General features: G+C 60.9%; 13 protein-coding genes. 4 read left to right on the top strand and 9 right to left on the bottom strand.

All coding sequences use genetic code 11. The features are described 5' to 3' along the window. Window positions 1-45: 45 nt before the first annotated feature. A complete protein-coding gene (locus tag ACIP6G_RS07905; protein ID WP_365943329.1) occupies window positions 46-1155 on the bottom strand; it encodes a histidinol-phosphate transaminase in 1110 nt (369 codons plus the stop codon). Between the two features lie 82 nt (window positions 1156-1237). Between ACIP6G_RS07905 and ACIP6G_RS07900 the strand changes: the two genes are divergently transcribed. After that, window positions 1238-1624, top strand: a complete 387-nt coding sequence (locus tag ACIP6G_RS07900) for a phage holin family protein (RefSeq protein WP_105656214.1) — start codon at window positions 1238-1240, stop codon at window positions 1622-1624. A gap of 182 nt (window positions 1625-1806) precedes the next feature. Here ACIP6G_RS07900 and ACIP6G_RS07895 read toward each other — a convergent pair whose 3' ends face one another. Continuing rightward, window positions 1807-3156, bottom strand: a complete 1350-nt coding sequence (locus ACIP6G_RS07895) for a hypothetical protein (protein WP_365943328.1) — start codon at window positions 3154-3156, stop codon at window positions 1807-1809. Window positions 3157-3158: 2 nt separating this feature from the next. Next, window positions 3159-3590, bottom strand: a complete 432-nt coding sequence (locus ACIP6G_RS07890) for a hypothetical protein (RefSeq protein WP_105662028.1) — start codon at window positions 3588-3590, stop codon at window positions 3159-3161. Here ACIP6G_RS07890 and purB point away from each other — a divergent pair. After that, window positions 3571-4980, top strand: a complete 1410-nt coding sequence (purB, locus tag ACIP6G_RS07885) for an adenylosuccinate lyase (protein ID WP_105656211.1) — start codon at window positions 3571-3573, stop codon at window positions 4978-4980. The genes ACIP6G_RS07890 and purB overlap by 20 nt on opposite strands. Before the next feature lie 278 nt (window positions 4981-5258). Here purB and ACIP6G_RS07880 read toward each other — a convergent pair whose 3' ends face one another. The 6 genes from ACIP6G_RS07880 to ACIP6G_RS07855 all read right to left on the bottom strand — a co-directional run bounded on the left by ACIP6G_RS07880 (window position 5259) and on the right by ACIP6G_RS07855 (window position 9314). Then, window positions 5259-5759 carry a hypothetical protein gene (locus ACIP6G_RS07880; protein WP_365942721.1) on the bottom strand — a complete coding sequence of 167 codons (501 nt, stop codon included), beginning with the start codon at window positions 5757-5759 and terminating at the stop codon, window positions 5259-5261. A 116-nt stretch (window positions 5760-5875) separates the two neighbouring features. Then, window positions 5876-6478: a hypothetical protein gene (locus ACIP6G_RS07875; RefSeq protein WP_105656209.1), complete on the bottom strand. Its 603-nt coding sequence runs from the start codon at window positions 6476-6478 to the stop codon at window positions 5876-5878. After that, a complete protein-coding gene (locus ACIP6G_RS07870) occupies window positions 6475-7101 on the bottom strand; it encodes a hypothetical protein (protein ID WP_365942722.1) in 627 nt (208 codons plus the stop codon). The genes ACIP6G_RS07875 and ACIP6G_RS07870 overlap by 4 nt, the downstream gene beginning before the upstream one ends. A gap of 64 nt (window positions 7102-7165) precedes the next feature. After that, window positions 7166-8551: a hypothetical protein gene (locus ACIP6G_RS07865; protein WP_365942723.1), complete on the bottom strand. Its 1386-nt coding sequence runs from the start codon at window positions 8549-8551 to the stop codon at window positions 7166-7168. Between the two features lie 18 nt (window positions 8552-8569). Continuing rightward, a complete protein-coding gene (locus tag ACIP6G_RS07860; protein ID WP_105656206.1) occupies window positions 8570-8893 on the bottom strand; it encodes a hypothetical protein in 324 nt (107 codons plus the stop codon). A 133-nt stretch (window positions 8894-9026) separates the two neighbouring features. Then, window positions 9027-9314, bottom strand: a complete 288-nt coding sequence (locus ACIP6G_RS07855) for a WXG100 family type VII secretion target (protein WP_066141890.1) — start codon at window positions 9312-9314, stop codon at window positions 9027-9029. Window positions 9315-9459: 145 nt separating this feature from the next. Between ACIP6G_RS07855 and ACIP6G_RS07850 the strand changes: the two genes are divergently transcribed. Continuing rightward, the gene (locus ACIP6G_RS07850) at window positions 9460-10506 is read left to right on the top strand and encodes an RDD family protein (RefSeq protein WP_365942725.1); all 1047 of its coding nucleotides are present in this window, start codon (window positions 9460-9462) and stop codon (window positions 10504-10506) included. Continuing rightward, the gene (locus ACIP6G_RS07845) at window positions 10503-14957 is read left to right on the top strand and encodes an FtsK/SpoIIIE domain-containing protein (RefSeq protein WP_365942726.1); all 4455 of its coding nucleotides are present in this window, start codon (window positions 10503-10505) and stop codon (window positions 14955-14957) included. The genes ACIP6G_RS07850 and ACIP6G_RS07845 overlap by 4 nt, the downstream gene beginning before the upstream one ends. Window positions 14958-14965: the final 8 nt, after the last annotated feature.

The following is a 14965-nucleotide window of genomic DNA, read 5'->3' as shown; positions in this document are numbered from 1 at the left end:
ATAGGCACTGACCGCTAAAACGCGAGAAATCAGCACCAGTTGCCCCTATGCCAGGTCTAGTGATTCCTTGCACAGTTCAATAAAACGATCGTTTGCTTCAACTTCGCCGATGGAGACGCGCACTCCTTCGTTCGAGAAGCCGCGCACCGACAGCGCCACGGCGTTTGCCCGCTCGACGAACTCATCGGTCTTTTCGCCCAGCGGAAGCCAGACGAAGTTCGCCTGGGTGGAAGGAATCTTCCAGCCCTGCCCGGCCAGGGCCGAGGCAACTCGTTCGCGTTCCATGACCAAGCCCTCAACGCGCTCAAGCACCTGGTCGATGTGGGCCAGCGAAGCGACCGCGGCATCCTCGGCCACGCTGGAGACGGCAAACGGGGTGGCCACTACGCGGATGTTATCGGTGATCTCCGGGTGGGCCACCGAGTAGCCCACCCTGAGATTCGCCAGGCCGTGAGCCTTCGAGAAAGTGCGCAGGAGAACCACATTTTCGTTCTCGTTGTAGGTATGGATGCCATCCACCGATTTCTCGTCGCGGACGAACTCGGTGTAGGCCTCATCCAGGACAACCAGCACGTTCTTCGGAACCCGTGCCAGGAAGTCATCGACTTCGGCCTGGCTGAGTACCGGACCGGTGGGGTTATTCGGTGTGCACAGCAAGATGACTGAAGTGTTCTCGTTCACCGCTGCGATCATGGATTCCAGATCGTGGCGCCCGTCTTCCAGCAACGGGATTTCAACGGGCAGCGCACCGGCAGTCTGTACGAGGATTGGGTAGGCCTCGAAGGAACGCCACGCATAGATGACTTCATCCTGGATGCCGTCTTCGTTCTGGCCCGCGAAGGCGTTCAGGATCTGCACCAACGCGCCAAGGGAACCGGCCCCGGTCACGATGTCTTCCGCAGGAACGTCCAAGTACTCGGAAAGTGCTTCGCGCAGCTTGGTCGATAGCGGATCAGGGTAGCGATTCAGGCTGGACTGCTCCACGACCGCCCGATGCACAGCGTCCAAGGGACCGAAGGGAATTTCATTCGATGACAGCTTGTAAGCTCTCGCACCTTCAATAGGGGCAGGCGGCTTGCCCGCAGCGTATTTGGGCAAACGTGCAACTACAGAGCGTGGCTGCACCTGATCTTGGGTCACCGGGTTCTCAGTCATACCTCAAAGCCTAGCCCTCACTAAGGGTTTAGCGATATCTGCGGTTCATCCTAATCCCAGATTTCTATGCCAAAGTTAAGGCATGAGCTTTCTGATTCGAGTCATCGTCAATGCGCTTGCCCTCGCCGCCGCCGTCTGGATTGTGCCCGGCCTCAAGATCGTCGCGGCCGGCGAAGGTGCAGTAAGCACGGTCATCGCCTATTTGGCGGTTGGCGCAATCTTCGGATTGGTCAACGCCTTGGTCCGTCCGATCGTCAAGCTGTTCTCCTTGCCAATCACCTGCCTCACCTTGGGCTTGTTCACCATCGTGATTAACGCCCTGATGCTCCTGCTGACTTCATGGCTGACGACCTTCACCCCGATTGAACTGGTCATCGAGCAGTTCTGGTGGGATGCCATCGCCGGCACGATTATCATCTCCATCGTCTCTGCGGTCCTCGGATTGTTCGTGAAGAGCGAGAACGAGTAAGCGGTATTCGACGCAGTACAAGAAGAGGACGGCATCCGACAGGTGCCGTCCTCTTTCGTTAATACCCTATTCGCCGGCCCCGATCAGCGTCCCATCTTCTGCCCTGATCCACAGCACCATTCATCAGCACGGTGATACCCGGTGATGCTGATCCGGCCGGCTGGTTGCAGTTCTTGAGCGCTTTAGTGGCGTGGTGCCATGTGCTTGAGCCGCTCCTTGTCTTCTTCCTTCAGGGGCGGACGTTCTTTTTGCTTGCGCTCCAGCTTGAACATGCGGATTTTCAGCGGGGATTCGGGAAGGTAGAACTGCTTCAGATGCTCTCTGATTTCCAGTTTCGGGTCCTCATCGAGTTCCAGGAGGTGGTCACCGTAATTCTTGAGGTGATGCGACGGGCCAAAGAGCCCGTCTTCGGGCAAGATGTCCTGCATGTGCTCGCGCGGACCTGGGAAAGTGGTGGTGTAGTGCTCGCCCTTGCGGGGATTGGGTCCGCCATCGGTGCCGGGCACCATATCTTTTCGGTCTTCTACGGATAGGCTGCGGACATCCTTTGGCAGATCAATAGTGCCGATGGGAGAACCAAGGGTCAGCACCTTGTTCAGCTTGTACTTGCGCTTCAAGAACTTGTTCTTCGTCAGCTGGGCTACGTGAATTCCTCCTTGCGAGTAGCCGGAAAGGATTACTTCATCGCCCTCTTTCGCTCCGCTGAGCCTTAATGCTTCATCGAGCGGTTCCACAAAATTCTCGGATTCCACCCCGAAGCCGTCAGCGATGCCTTCCGGGCCAAAAGGCGAAGGAACTTCGGCGTCATCCTGCGTCCCCGGAAAGAGCGCGATATATGTATCATCGTCAGCTTCGACGATCATGATCTTTCCGTTGTTCTCCGTGCCTTCGCCCTCCAGCTTTTCGTGCAGCTGGAAATAGCTTCTCATCTTGCCATCCAGTTCAACCGTCTGAGCTGGATCTTGCCCTGCGAGCTCTATTTCGGTATTCCGGTTTGACCCCAGCAGCCGCATAATCCGCGACAGCGACTTGGCGGTACCTTCGATTTGCTCGGTCAAGGTCATATTCGGCGCCAAGGGCCAGTGCGGGATGTAGGACATCAGCAAGCGCAAAAAGGTCTCCATGCTTTCCCTCGGCGGACGCCAGCCGTTATCGCGGGTCTTGGATATGAAGTCCCCGACCAGTACCGCGCTGGTGCTTACGAGCATCATCCGTTCAACTGCGGCTTCGGCAACCTCATAATTCCGCATGGCCGCAGAGACCTTTCCGGTAAGTTCGAACGCTGTGATTTCGCCTTCCCTGGCCTGCTGATAGCTGTCTCTGATCAAATCGCCTAGATGCCCGATGCCATAGCCCCTGGCTTCAATGCCTGCCGCCATGCACTGCAGATTCAGGTCCCCCTGGCAACTGTCCGCAGCCTGCGCGGCCCTGAGTAATGCGTCGGATATGCCATTGATGTCGCGAGCAACCCGCTGGCAGATTTCCCCTGCCTGGGCGTAATCCGGCTCGTTGTAATTGACTTCATATCCCATGGCTACGAGGCCATTCTCTGGTTCATGATTTGCGCTTCGAGGTTTTGGATCTCACGCATGGCAACCCCCAAGTACTCTTCAGCGTTGTTCAGCTCGCCATTGAGCATTTCCAGTCGCTGGCTCAGCTCCTCAACATTGTCTAGAAACGCCTTGCCAGCCTTTGAATTCCAAGTCAATGCCCGGATTGAACCCAACTGTGCGATGGCGAACTTAGTGGTTTTCTGGGCGTCATCGAGCTGACTTGCCACCGTCAGCAGCGTCGCTTGAAACATCATTTCCCTGCTCCGCATCCTTGAGAATTTGTCCACCATCATGGACAGCAACAATGGGGCACCAGCACGTTTGGCGACCGGTTGTGGAAACAGCGGTGAAGTAAAAGATGTGATGTAGCGCCGAGGATGGAAGAATATGAGTATGGCTGAGATTGCGCGCACTTCCCTTGCTAATGAACCACTGGCTTTGACTGCCCTCGACGGACGCTACCGCAGCGCCGTGGCACCGCTGGTCGACTACCTTTCCGAAGCGGCTTTGAACCGCGATCGCGTTCACGTTGAAGTTGAATGGCTGATCCACTTGACCGATAACTCCGTTCTTCCAGGCACCTCCCCGCTTTCTGCGGAACAGAAGGCAGCACTGCGCAAGATCGTCACCGATTTCAACGCTGATTCCGTGAAGGAACTGGCAGAGATCGAAGCTGTCACCGTTCACGATGTGAAGGCTGTCGAGTACTACATCGCCAACCGCCTGGAAGCGATCGGCATTGGCAACCTCAAGCCGCTGGTGCATTTCGGCTGCACCTCTGAAGACATCAACAACCTGTCCTACGCTCTGGGCGTCCAGGGCGGCGTGCAGCAGGTATGGCTGCCGGCAGCCCGCGACCTGGTGGCACAGCTGGCCAAGATGGCCGAGGACTCCCGCGACGTGCCGATGCTCTCGCGCACCCACGGCCAGCCAGCCACCCCAACCACCCTGGGCAAGGAACTGGCAGTTCTGGCGTGGCGCCTGACCCGCCAGCTGGATCGCGTCGAGAAGACCGAGTACCTGGGCAAGATCAACGGCGCTACCGGCACCTATGCTGCCCACTACGCTTCGGTCCCGACCGCTGACTGGCAGCAGATTTCCAAGGACTTCGTTGAGCACCTGGGCCTGGCTTGGAACCCGCTGACCACCCAGATCGAATCCCACGACTGGCAGGCAGAGGTCTACGCAGACATTGCACGCTTCAACAGCATCCTGCACAACCTGTGCACCGATGTCTGGAGCTACATCTCCATCGGCTACTTCGCGCAGATCCCAGTGGCCGGCGCCACCGGATCCTCGACCATGCCGCACAAGGTCAACCCGATCCGCTTCGAGAACGCAGAAGCCAACCTGGAGATCTCCAACGGCCTGCTGAACACCCTCGGTTCCACCCTGGTCACCAGCCGCTGGCAGCGCGACCTGACCGATTCCTCCTCGCAGCGCAACATCGGTACCGCCATCGGCCACTCGGTGCTGGCGATCTCCAACGTTGCCAAGGGCTTGGATCGCCTGTCTGTCGCCGAAGCCGTGCTGGCTGACGACCTGGACCACAACTGGGAGGTTCTCGCAGAGGCCATCCAGATGGTCATGCGCGCCGAGGCTATCGCCGGTGTCGAGGGCATGGACAACCCCTACGAACGACTGAAGGACCTGACCCGCGGCCACCGCGTGGATGCAGCCCGCCTGAAGGAATTCGTTGGCGAACTGGGCCTGTCGGCTGAAGCCGAAACCCGCCTGCAGTCGCTGACCCCGGGCAGCTACAACGGCATCGCTTCGCAGCTGGTTGACCACCTGAAGAAATGACGTCCATTTAGCCGAAATTGCGTAAATAGAAGCGCCGTTGCCCCGGTAAGGTCCGGGTGCAACGGCGCTTCTGTCGTAATGCATGTCGGGCATGATGGCTCAGAACTGCTTGCGTTCGATCAGTGTGCTTTCGATTTTGTGAAACCGACAGCGGACCGCTCCGCTTCTAGCAACGTGCTGAGCCGCAGACCATTACAGCCCCGGGCGTTTTGCAGGGTTCTCAACCGCTTGAAATAACGGTTAGCGGCATCGGCGATGGAGCTCCAGTACGCGGAGATTCAGAACTGCGTAGCTCGTGCCTCGAATACAAGGGGTATGCCGCGTTTTTCGAATTGGTCCAGCATTTGCTCATAAAGGGTCCGGTACTCTATGGCAGGGTAATGGCGAAGCGAAACCCGAACGTATGTCGTTCCATCCTTGGAGTTTCCATTGGGGCCATCCACGGAATCATCAACATAAATTTCCAATGACCGGTTCAGATCGGCTCGGTCCCAAAGGACTTGGACTTTCGCATTATTTACATGCTCGATACCTGTCACCGAGGTAATCGAATCCCAGTTGATCTTGCGACCGCCCCGAACGGTCAGGCCGCTGGCTTTGAATCTCAGGTCGATCGCCTCGTTGCCCTTGCGTGCCGCGCCTTTTAGTGCGGTGACAAGTGCGACGACTCCGAAAATAGCAAGAATGGCTCCGATCACGGTCGGAATTCCTTGCAAAACAATCTGGGATAGATAACTTGATGTCGAGGGTAAATCATTCGCGATTAGATAGATTCCCACGATGCACAGAATCCCGCCCAACAGCACTAGGGAAAACCCCTTGTCGATTCTTGGATATAGATGCAAGGAGTTAGTTACAAAATCTTTGTGTTCGGGGAGCCTGGATCTGGCAGTATTCAATTCTCATCCATTTCACTATCGAATTCATCCTCTTCAAAGTTGACGGCTTCGAAAAAGTCGATCATAGGGTCCATCATGAAGCTCAACGCAGACAGGTCCGAGTCGTAGGCTTCCAGCAGGAATACCAGCCCGTGCGAACGCGCAACGGTCCTCACATGCCCTACGGCAGGCATGACTGCTGTGTCCGCATCTCCTGACCGCGCGTCCATCGCTATGACCGACGTCAACTGGAGAATCTGGCCAACCGACTCCGATTGGTATTCACTGGTTTGGACAGGCGTGGCTGGCTCGTAAATCGGCATGGCCAATTCCGCCAAGCTCTTTTCCGGCTCATCGTCCAGAACTATCAAGTGGGCAGTGCCCAGTGCGTGTCCATCTTCAGGCGAATACCAGAGTGTATGCTCGGCTTCGGCTATCTGGTTGTTCGCCACGTCCAAAGCCAGCTGCTCATAGACCTTCCGCAGCTCAGGATCTTCCGGGATGGCCAATTCCGCAAGGTCCTGTGCCCATTGCTCCGCCGTCTCCCAATTATCTTCAGGAAATGAGCGAGGTACTGGAATCCAGAATTCCAGATCCGGTTCAATCTCGTATGTTGTCATTGAATTGGCACCCATTTGAAAGTTCCCAGTATCGACAAGCCCAACGACCTTAATCCTTCGGCGAATGCCTCACCATTCTCCGACTCAACGTGCGCGTAGGAATAAAGCAACCACAATCCAGCTTTTGGATCCGGATCGATGCTTCCATCCGGCAAAGGACGAGGAACAACCATGTTCAGGCCATTGTTCTTGAGCTCGGGAGCTTCGGCAGTTTGCTCCACGGAAGACCAGAGGTACCAGTCTGCTCCGTCGGCATCTTCGATTTCGATCTGGTTGCCGCCTGCGGCCTTTCGCGCAGCATCCAGCAAAGTGCCGGAGGGCCCCACCTTGAGTGGTGTCAGGATCACGGAAACCGGCATTGCACCGACGGCAAGTTTCTCTACCGGCATTGCGAAACCAAGTGATCCACGGCGCCTCAAGTACTCGAATGTCTGGTGCATTTGCCGTCGAAGCATCAATACCAGGTCTGCGCGCCCAAGTGCCTTGGGCTCAGCAGTCACCAGCTTCGTCAAAGCCTGCTCGTGCTCCACACTGCTGTTGAATTCGCGCCAACCTGCCGGATAAAGCAAGCTATATCCGATGCCTCGGGGACGCGCCATCGACGCTGGTGGTGTTGCGCTCATCGTTTCTCCCGCCAATTCAATGTGTAGCTCGGATGTTCACTTTACGGATTGCTCCGCGCCGAAGCTACTTCTCGCGAGTCAGGTCCCAGAGGCTAGGAGGCGCGGTTACTATGACGTTGCCCCGGTCTTCCCAGTTCCCGTGCTTCGCAATCTTTTCCGCCCAGGCTCTGGCCTGAGGACCCATGTCGTCAGGGTTCTTCAGTATGTAGGCAGCCATTTCGCGATGCTTTGTTGCGCTTCCCTCCGAGATGTACTTAACGTATGTCTTCCAGTCGCCTTTGAATTCCTTGTTGAAGCCATCCAAATACTTGTTGGTCTTGCCGGAAACGGTCTGCTGGTACTTTTGCTCGATCTTGCGGTTATTTCGCCGGATCTTGGCTTTGGTCGGACGGTTTCCACGGATCGTAGTTTTCGGTGGGCGCTTGGTGCCCGACTTGATGGAAGACCTGACAATGCCGCGCCCCGTGCTGGAACGCGTTTTGCTAAAGGCCTTGATGATGTTCCGAGGTCCCGCTTTGGATCCTGCCTTGATCCCCGAGGGAAATGCCTTGCTTAAGCCGGAGAAGGCTTTTCCAGCAAAACGGCCGAAGGGGATAATTCCGACTACCGCTATCAGCAAACTGGTCCAGTCGCCATCGCCTTGGACCATCTTGATGACCTCGATTGCCACCACGGCAACGGCAGCGATCACCGCAATTGCTGATGCGATCGGTCCCCACACCGGCGAAGTGATGAACAAGGCCGCAATACCCACGCCCAAGGCAATCCAGCCTAGAACCGAACCCAGGGTGGAGAGGAACTTGTCATCGTTGTCCGCGGCTTTGAAGGCATCCTCGATTTCGCCGACTGCCTCATCGTAGGCATCTTCCCAATAGGATACGCGACCGTCGAATTTGCCCCACAGCTCACGCAGTTCTTCTTCGGCTTCTTCGCGCGCAGCGGTTGCTTCTGTCAGGTCGCTTTTGGCTTCCGCTTTTTCTTCGTCGGTCCCTTCGCTGAAGCCGAGGAATCCGTCGGCATCATCTACCGCGCCTTCGGCGGTGTCTTCTTGGCTTCTCTTGGTTTGCACGCCCTGGTGCGCATCCTCGATGTCCGTGATCAGCGCGTTCAAGCTCGTGTACGAATCCACTCCGCCCTCAGCGGTGCACATTTGGAGCGCGCCTTGGACCCGGTCCAAAGCATAGGAATATTTCTTCAGGGCCTGGCCTGTGCCGTCGTATCGGATGGCCGCCTTGCGCAACTCGGGAAATACGTCTCCAGCGTTCTCACGCAGCTTGGCGATAGCTTCAGACTTCAGATCCGACGTCCCGTTACTGATGTCTTCCAGCCTGGCCGCAGAGCGTTCCATCTCCTCGCCCGAGGTGATCAAGTCCTTGGCGCTCCGGAGCAGGTCATCAGGATTTCCGTCGATGAGCTGCAGGGTTGTACCCTTTGGCGATTCCAAGGTCATGTCGTCAACTCTCTCAGTTTACTTAGCTTCTTTGGGGGCATCGGAAGCACGTGAATTCAAGAAGGCCTTCTTCGTTTCCAGATCCCACTCTTCGAATCCATCCTTGATGTCCTTCAAGCCGGTATGCACTCCTTCAAGATTCTTGAGGAGGTCATCTCGGGTATCGTTCCAGTTGTCTTCGAAGTCCTTGACTCGGTCTTTCAGATCGCCTTTGCCCATCGGGTCTCCCACTGAGCCGGCCATGCCCTTGGCAAAGTCAGACGCATTCTCGAAATCCTTAATACTATTGCCTAGCTCCGTGACAATTTCTTCCAGGCGCGCCAAATAGATTTCATCGGCCATAGTGCAAACGACTCCTCAGGTATCCAGCGACGACGCTGCAGGACAATTCGGTATTCAAGGATCAGGCGGTGCAAGAAAAATGTGGCCGCCCGTAATTTCCCAAGGCGGCCACATTACCCCGTAAAAAACGGTCCTACTTGCCAGCCATGGAACGGTCGGTGTCCTGGATCTGCTCCATCATGTCGCGCAGGGCGATGGCCATGTCATTAATGCCGTCGAAAGCCTTCTTCAAGCCATCGTTCAGGTCCTTGTAGCCTTCGCCGAACTGGCCCGAAGCGTGCTCGGTGGTGAAGTCTTCGCCCAGCAGCTTGTCCACGCCGGACTGCAGCTGCTCAAGAACGCCATCCAGGTCTTCGCGCCCGGTATCAAGCTTCGATGCCATGGCTTCCATTTCGCCGTAATTGGCCTTGAAATCAGTCACAACAATGCTCCTCAACTCGTCGACTGGCCCGCTTGCCGGGCCACTCTAGTTCGTTCACAGTCTAGAATAATGTGGCAGATGGCCTCCGTTCAATGGGGAGAACTCCCCGTGGCAGGCCGGCATTGAACTGAAGTAGAAAGGTCCCATGGACGTCGTTTCAGCAGCAGCCCTCGCCAAATCCTCCACCCTCGGAATGCGGCCGGCCGAAGCACGCCTGCGCATTTGGTCCTACCTTATCGACTACGCTATTTCGCTGGCTGCATTGCTGCCCGCCGGCATCGGCTACGTGATTTTCCGGGTGACTGGGCAGTACTCCACCGTTCCGCTGGTCCTGTCCGCGGTCAGCGCCCTGCTATTGCTGGTCTACCTGATTGTCTTGCTCACGATGAACAGCCGCAAGGGCTCTTCGCCCGGCAAGTCCGCGATGCGACTGCGCGCCACCGGACTGGGCCGCTTCGCCGCACCGGGTATCCCCCGCGTTATGGCCGCGTCTTTCGCCTTCCTGCTCAGCCATCTCATCCCGCTCATCGGCCCCGTCCTGCTACTGGTCTCCTTCCTGTTCGACAAGGAGCACGGCCGCGGCTGGCTGGACAAGATTGCCCAGACCTATGTGGTCGATATCCGCAATGGACTGGACCCCACCAACCCGCGGGCGCTGGCCCGTGCCGAATACCTGCTCTCGCGCCCGGACCGGGACATTTCCGAGCATCTGCCGCCGCTGGGCACGATCGAAGATGACGCCGGGCGCGAAGAGGCCGCCGTGCCTTCGCGTGCCCGGTCCACCGCTGGCATTGTCGGAGCGCAAAACAGCGACTGGCATTCGCCTTCGGAGCAAGGGCTGGGAATCGTCCGCCGCGCGGCCTTCGCCTTCGACGACGGGTCCTACATCCCGGTTCCCGAATCCGGGCTGATCGGGCGTGCGCCCCAGGCCACCGCGGGCACCGGCAATGAACTGCTGGTCGCGCTGAAGGACCCGGAACGTCTGATGTCCAAAACGCACCTGGCCTTCGGCTGCGACGGGGCGAATGCCTGGATCATGGACCTGGGATCCAGCAATGGCACCCAGGTCATCGTCGCCTCCCGCGCCCCGCACAATGCACCGCCCCATGTCCGCCTGCATCTGAATGACGGTGACGTCGTCCAAGTCGGCAGCCGCACCTTCCGCATTACCTTCCAGGAGACCGCCAAGTGAAAATCAAGGCCACGCTCAGGCGACCGGACACCAGCACCGTGGACGTCATCCTGACCTGCGATGCGACCGCCACCGTGGGAGATGCCGCCCGCGCCCTGGCCGGGGAGCAGGTTCCCGAGCATCCCACGCTGCTGGCCACGGCCACCGGCACCGCCCCGGTGCAGCTCGATCCGCACACCCCGCTGGCCGAAGCGGAACTGGGTTCGGGCTTCGCCATCGAAGTCGTGCCGACTACCGACGCCTTCGTCTCGGGCGGCTCGGCGGCCGCGGTGCTGCGCGTGGCCAACGGCCCGGATGCCGGCATGGCCTTCGCGCTGCCCGCCGGCACCTCCTATGTGGGGCGCTCGGAGAAGGCCACCGTGGTGCTCAACGACCGCATGGTCTCCACCCGGCATGCGCGCATCGAGGTGGGCAGCAAGATCGAGCTGGTGGACCTGAACTCCGCCAATGGCATCCTGGTGGATGGCGGGCTGGCCCAGCGCGTCTCGGTGATCCCCGGCCAGCTGATCACCCTGGGCGCCACGGATGTCTACTTCGAGCTGCTGCAGGCGAACACCACCGGGCAGTCCCCGGTTTACGAGAAGGGCGGCTCGATCCTCTTCAACCGCTCGCCGCGGGTGGAGATCCGCTACCCCGGCGAGGAACTGCCTCGCCCGGCGATCCCGCAGGAAGCCAGCCCCAAGCTCTTCCCCTGGCCGATGATCTTCGCACCGCTGATCATGGGCCTGACCATTTTCTCGCTGACCCAGCGAGCGCTGTCGCTGATCGTGGTGCTGGTCTCGCCGCTGATGATGCTGGGCAACCTGATCGGCCAGCGCACCCAGAACAACAACAAGCTGCGCCTGGAAATCGAGACCTTCGAACGGCAATTCGAAGTGCTGGAAGATGGCCTGCTGGCCGGGGAGGAAGCCGAACGCTCCCACCGGCGCAGCGAAGCCCCAGCCACCGCAACGGTCTTCGAGCAGGCCGAGTCCCTGGGCCAGCTGCTCTGGACCCGGCGCCCGGAGCACTGGAACTTCCTCTCCCTGCGGCTGGGCTCGGGAACCGCCCGCAGCCGCACCACCGTGGCCCCGCTGGCGGACCGGGCAGGACTGCAGGAATACGTCGAACGGGTCGAAGAGCTCACCGAGCAATACCGGATGATCGACGATGTGCCGATCATCGAGCTGCTGCCCTCTGCCGGCGCCATCGGCATTGCCGGGCCCCGGTTGCAGTCCGCCGATGTCCTGCGCTCGCTGGCCGTGCAGCTTTTCGGCCTGCACGCCCCCAACGACCTGTGCACCGCCGCGATCATCGACCCGGCCTGGACCGGGGACCTGGAATGGTTCAAGTGGCTGCCGCACACCACCGGGCCGCGCTCCCCGCTGGCCCAGCTGGCGCTGGCCGATACCCAGACCTCGGGCACCGTGCTGCTCAACGCCCTGGAAGAGCTCATCGCCCGGCGCAACGACCCGGCCTCCTACCGGCTGGGCCCGCTGTCCACCCGCAACTCCTCCATGGAGCTGGGCAAGGAAGCCGGCGAGCAGAACACCAGCCTGCCGGTAGCCAAGGACCTCTCGCTGGTGCTGTTCGTCAGCAATGACGCCCCGGTGGACCGCGCCCGGCTCTCGCAGATCATCGAGCGCGGACCGGCCGTGGGCATCTACACGATCTTCGTGGCCCCCACCGTCCAGTCCCTGCCCGCGGCCTGCCGCACCTTCGTGGATGTCACCCGGGGCCTGGAGGATGCCCGCGTGGGCTGGGTGCGCGCCGGCGAAGAAGCCCGCCAGGTGACCGTGGAAGGAGTCTCGCGTGAGCATGCAGAGCACTTCGCCCGCCGGCTGGCTCCGATCGTTGACTCCAGCTCGCTGGTCCCGGACTCTTCGGATATCCCGGACTCGGTGTCGCTGCTGCGCATCCTGGGCACCGATCTGGCCGAAGCACCGGACGCGGTGCTCGAGCGCTGGAAGCAGAACAACTCGGTGATCGACCGCGCCTCCACCGGGCCCCGGCCGCGGCTCAAGCGCGCCGGAACCCTGCGCGCCTACATCGGCCAGAGCACCCCGGATGCGATGAGCCTGGATCTGCGCACCCAGGGCCCGCACGCCCTGGTAGGCGGCACCACCGGCTCGGGCAAGTCCGAATTCCTGCAGGCCTGGGTGCTGGCGATGGCCGCCGAATACAGCCCCGACCGGGTCACCTTCCTCTTCGTGGACTACAAGGGCGGCTCGGCCTTCGCCGACTGCGTGGAGCTGCCGCACTGCGTCGGGCTGGTCACCGATCTCTCCCCGCACCTGGTCCGCCGCGCGCTGACCAGCCTGCGTGCCGAGCTGCACCACCGCGAGAAGCTCTTCCACCGCAAGAAGGCCAAGGACCTGCTGGAGCTGGAAAAGCGCCAGGACCCGGAGACCCCTCCAGCGCTGGTCCTGGTGGTCGACGAGTTCGCCGCCCTGGCCGGGGAGGTCCCGGAATTCGTGGACGGCGTAGTGGACATCGCCCAGCGCGGCCGTTCATTGGGCATCCACCTGATCCTGGCCACCCAGCGCCCGGCCGGGGTGATCAAGGACAACCTGCGCGCCAACACCAACCTGCGCGTGGCCCTGCGCATGGCCGACGCCGCCGACTCCAATGACGTGGTGGAGGACCCCATCGCCGCCGGCTTCGATCCGTCGCTGCCCGGCCGCGGCATCGCCAAGACCGGCCCGGGCCGGCTGGTGCCCTTCCAGTCCGGCTACGCCGGAGGCTGGACCACCGATGAGCCCGAAGCGGCCGAAGTGCGGGTTGAGGACCTGCGCTTCGGCGGCGCGCGCGTCTGGGAGCAGCCTGATGCGGGGTCCGAGGAAATCGAGGAGAACAGCGGCCCGAACGACCAGAAGCGCCTGGTCTCCAGCTTCATCGCCGCATCCAACGGGGCCGGGATCCCGGCACCCCGCCGGCCCTGGCTCGATGACCTCTCGGCCACTGTGGACTTGCGCGAGCTCGCCCCGGATTCGGACTGCCGGATCCCGCTGGCCCTGGCCGACATCCCCGAGCACCAGGCCCAGGAAACTGCTTGGTTCGAACCCGATACCGACGGCCACCTGCTGGTCTACGGCACCTCCGGCGCGGGCAAATCGGCGGCCCTGCGCAGCATCGCGATCGCCGCGGGAGCCAACCCTTCGGCCGGCACCGCAGCGGTGTACGCACTGGAATTCGGCACCAGCTCGCTGCGGTCGCTCGATCCGCTGCCGCATGTCGGCGCGGTGATTGGCGGCGATGACGTGGAGCGCATCCAGCGCGTCTTCCGCATCCTGGCCGAGCACCTCGATGAGCGCTCGGCCCGGTACGCGGCCGCAAACGCCGCCTCTCTGAGCGAATACCGCCAGGTCACCGGGGACTTGTCCGAGCCGCGCATCTTCTTGCTGATCGACGGCTTCGGCCAGTTCCGCAGCGACTGGGAGCTGGGCCACGGCCGCGGCGAGTACTACCAGGTGTTCATGCGCATCGTGGGCGAAGGCCGCCCGCTGGGCGTGCACGTGGTCACCACCGCCGACCGCTTCGGCGCGGTGCCCACCGCGATCAGCGCGAACATCACCCAGCGCGTGGTGCTGCGCATGGCCGACGAGCAGGCCTACAACGTGCTGGGCGTGGCCAAGGATGTGCTGGGCGAACGCAGTGCCCCGGGTCGCGCCATCATCAAGGGCCACGAGGCGCAGATCGCCGTGCTGGGCGGCACCGCGAACGTGGCCGAGCAGACCGCGCTGACCACCAGCTGGGCCCAAGAGCTGGCAGCTTCCGGTGCCCCGCAGGCGGCCGGAGTCGAGTCGCTGCCGCAGGAATTCTCCGCGGCGGCGCTGCCCGACACGGTCAACGGGCAGCCGGCCATCGGCCTGTCGGATGCCACCCTCGCACCCTGCGGCTTCGAGCCCATCGGCACCTTCGTCATCGCCGGGCCGCCGCAAAGCGGGAAGACCAACACCATGCGCGCCATGGTCACCGCGCTGGAACGCGCCAACCCGGCCACCCAGTTCTTCCACATTGGCGGCCGGCGCGCCGAGCTGCGCGGCTGGCGGACTTGGAACGGCGCGGCCTCGGGCCCGGCCGAGACCCGGCAGTTCGCCAAGGACATGCTGGATCTGGTCGCCGACGATTCCATGCCGGGCAAGATCGTGTTCGTTGTGGAGAACTTCACCGAGTTCGCCGATTCGGATGCCGAGCGCCCGCTCAAGGAACTGCTCAAGGCCATCAACCGCTCCGACCACTTGTTGATCGCCGACGGAGACATCAACGCGTTCTCCTCCAGCTTCGGACTGCTCGGCGAACTGAAGTCCAACCGCCACGGCATCGCGCTCAAGCCCGACGCCTACGACGGGGACTCGCTGTTCAAGGTGCCCTTCCCGCGCGTCAAGCGCCACGAATTCCCGCCGGGCCGCGGATTCATGGTGCAAAACGGGCAACGCACCCTGGTCCACCTTCCACTCGTGGAACAGTAGGGCCGCAG

It is taken from the genome of Glutamicibacter sp. NPDC088483 (assembly GCF_044753145.1).
GTDB lineage: Bacteria > Actinomycetota > Actinomycetes > Actinomycetales > Micrococcaceae > Glutamicibacter.
Note: the sequence above shows the minus strand (reverse complement) of the source record. Positions and strands in the feature narration are given on the sequence as shown.

Bases quoted from the DNA above. Each gene is read 5' to 3' on its own strand.
- ACIP6G_RS07905 (WP_365943329.1), bottom strand. From the start codon at position 1,155: ATGACTGAGAACCCGGTGACCCAAGATCAGGTGCAGCCACGCTCTGTA.
- ACIP6G_RS07900 (WP_105656214.1), top strand. From the start codon at position 1,238: ATGAGCTTTCTGATTCGAGTCATCGTCAATGCGCTTGCCCTCGCCGCC.
- ACIP6G_RS07895 (WP_365943328.1), bottom strand. From the start codon at position 3,156: ATGGGATATGAAGTCAATTACAACGAGCCGGATTACGCCCAGGCAGGG.
- purB (WP_105656211.1), top strand. From the start codon at position 3,571: ATGGCTGAGATTGCGCGCACTTCCCTTGCTAATGAACCACTGGCTTTG.
- ACIP6G_RS07875 (WP_105656209.1), bottom strand. From the start codon at position 6,478: ATGACAACATACGAGATTGAACCGGATCTGGAATTCTGGATTCCAGTA.
- ACIP6G_RS07870 (WP_365942722.1), bottom strand. From the start codon at position 7,101: ATGAGCGCAACACCACCAGCGTCGATGGCGCGTCCCCGAGGCATCGGA.
- ACIP6G_RS07865 (WP_365942723.1), bottom strand. From the start codon at position 8,551: ATGACCTTGGAATCGCCAAAGGGTACAACCCTGCAGCTCATCGACGGA.
- ACIP6G_RS07860 (WP_105656206.1), bottom strand. From the start codon at position 8,893: ATGGCCGATGAAATCTATTTGGCGCGCCTGGAAGAAATTGTCACGGAG.
- ACIP6G_RS07850 (WP_365942725.1), top strand. From the start codon at position 9,460: ATGGACGTCGTTTCAGCAGCAGCCCTCGCCAAATCCTCCACCCTCGGA.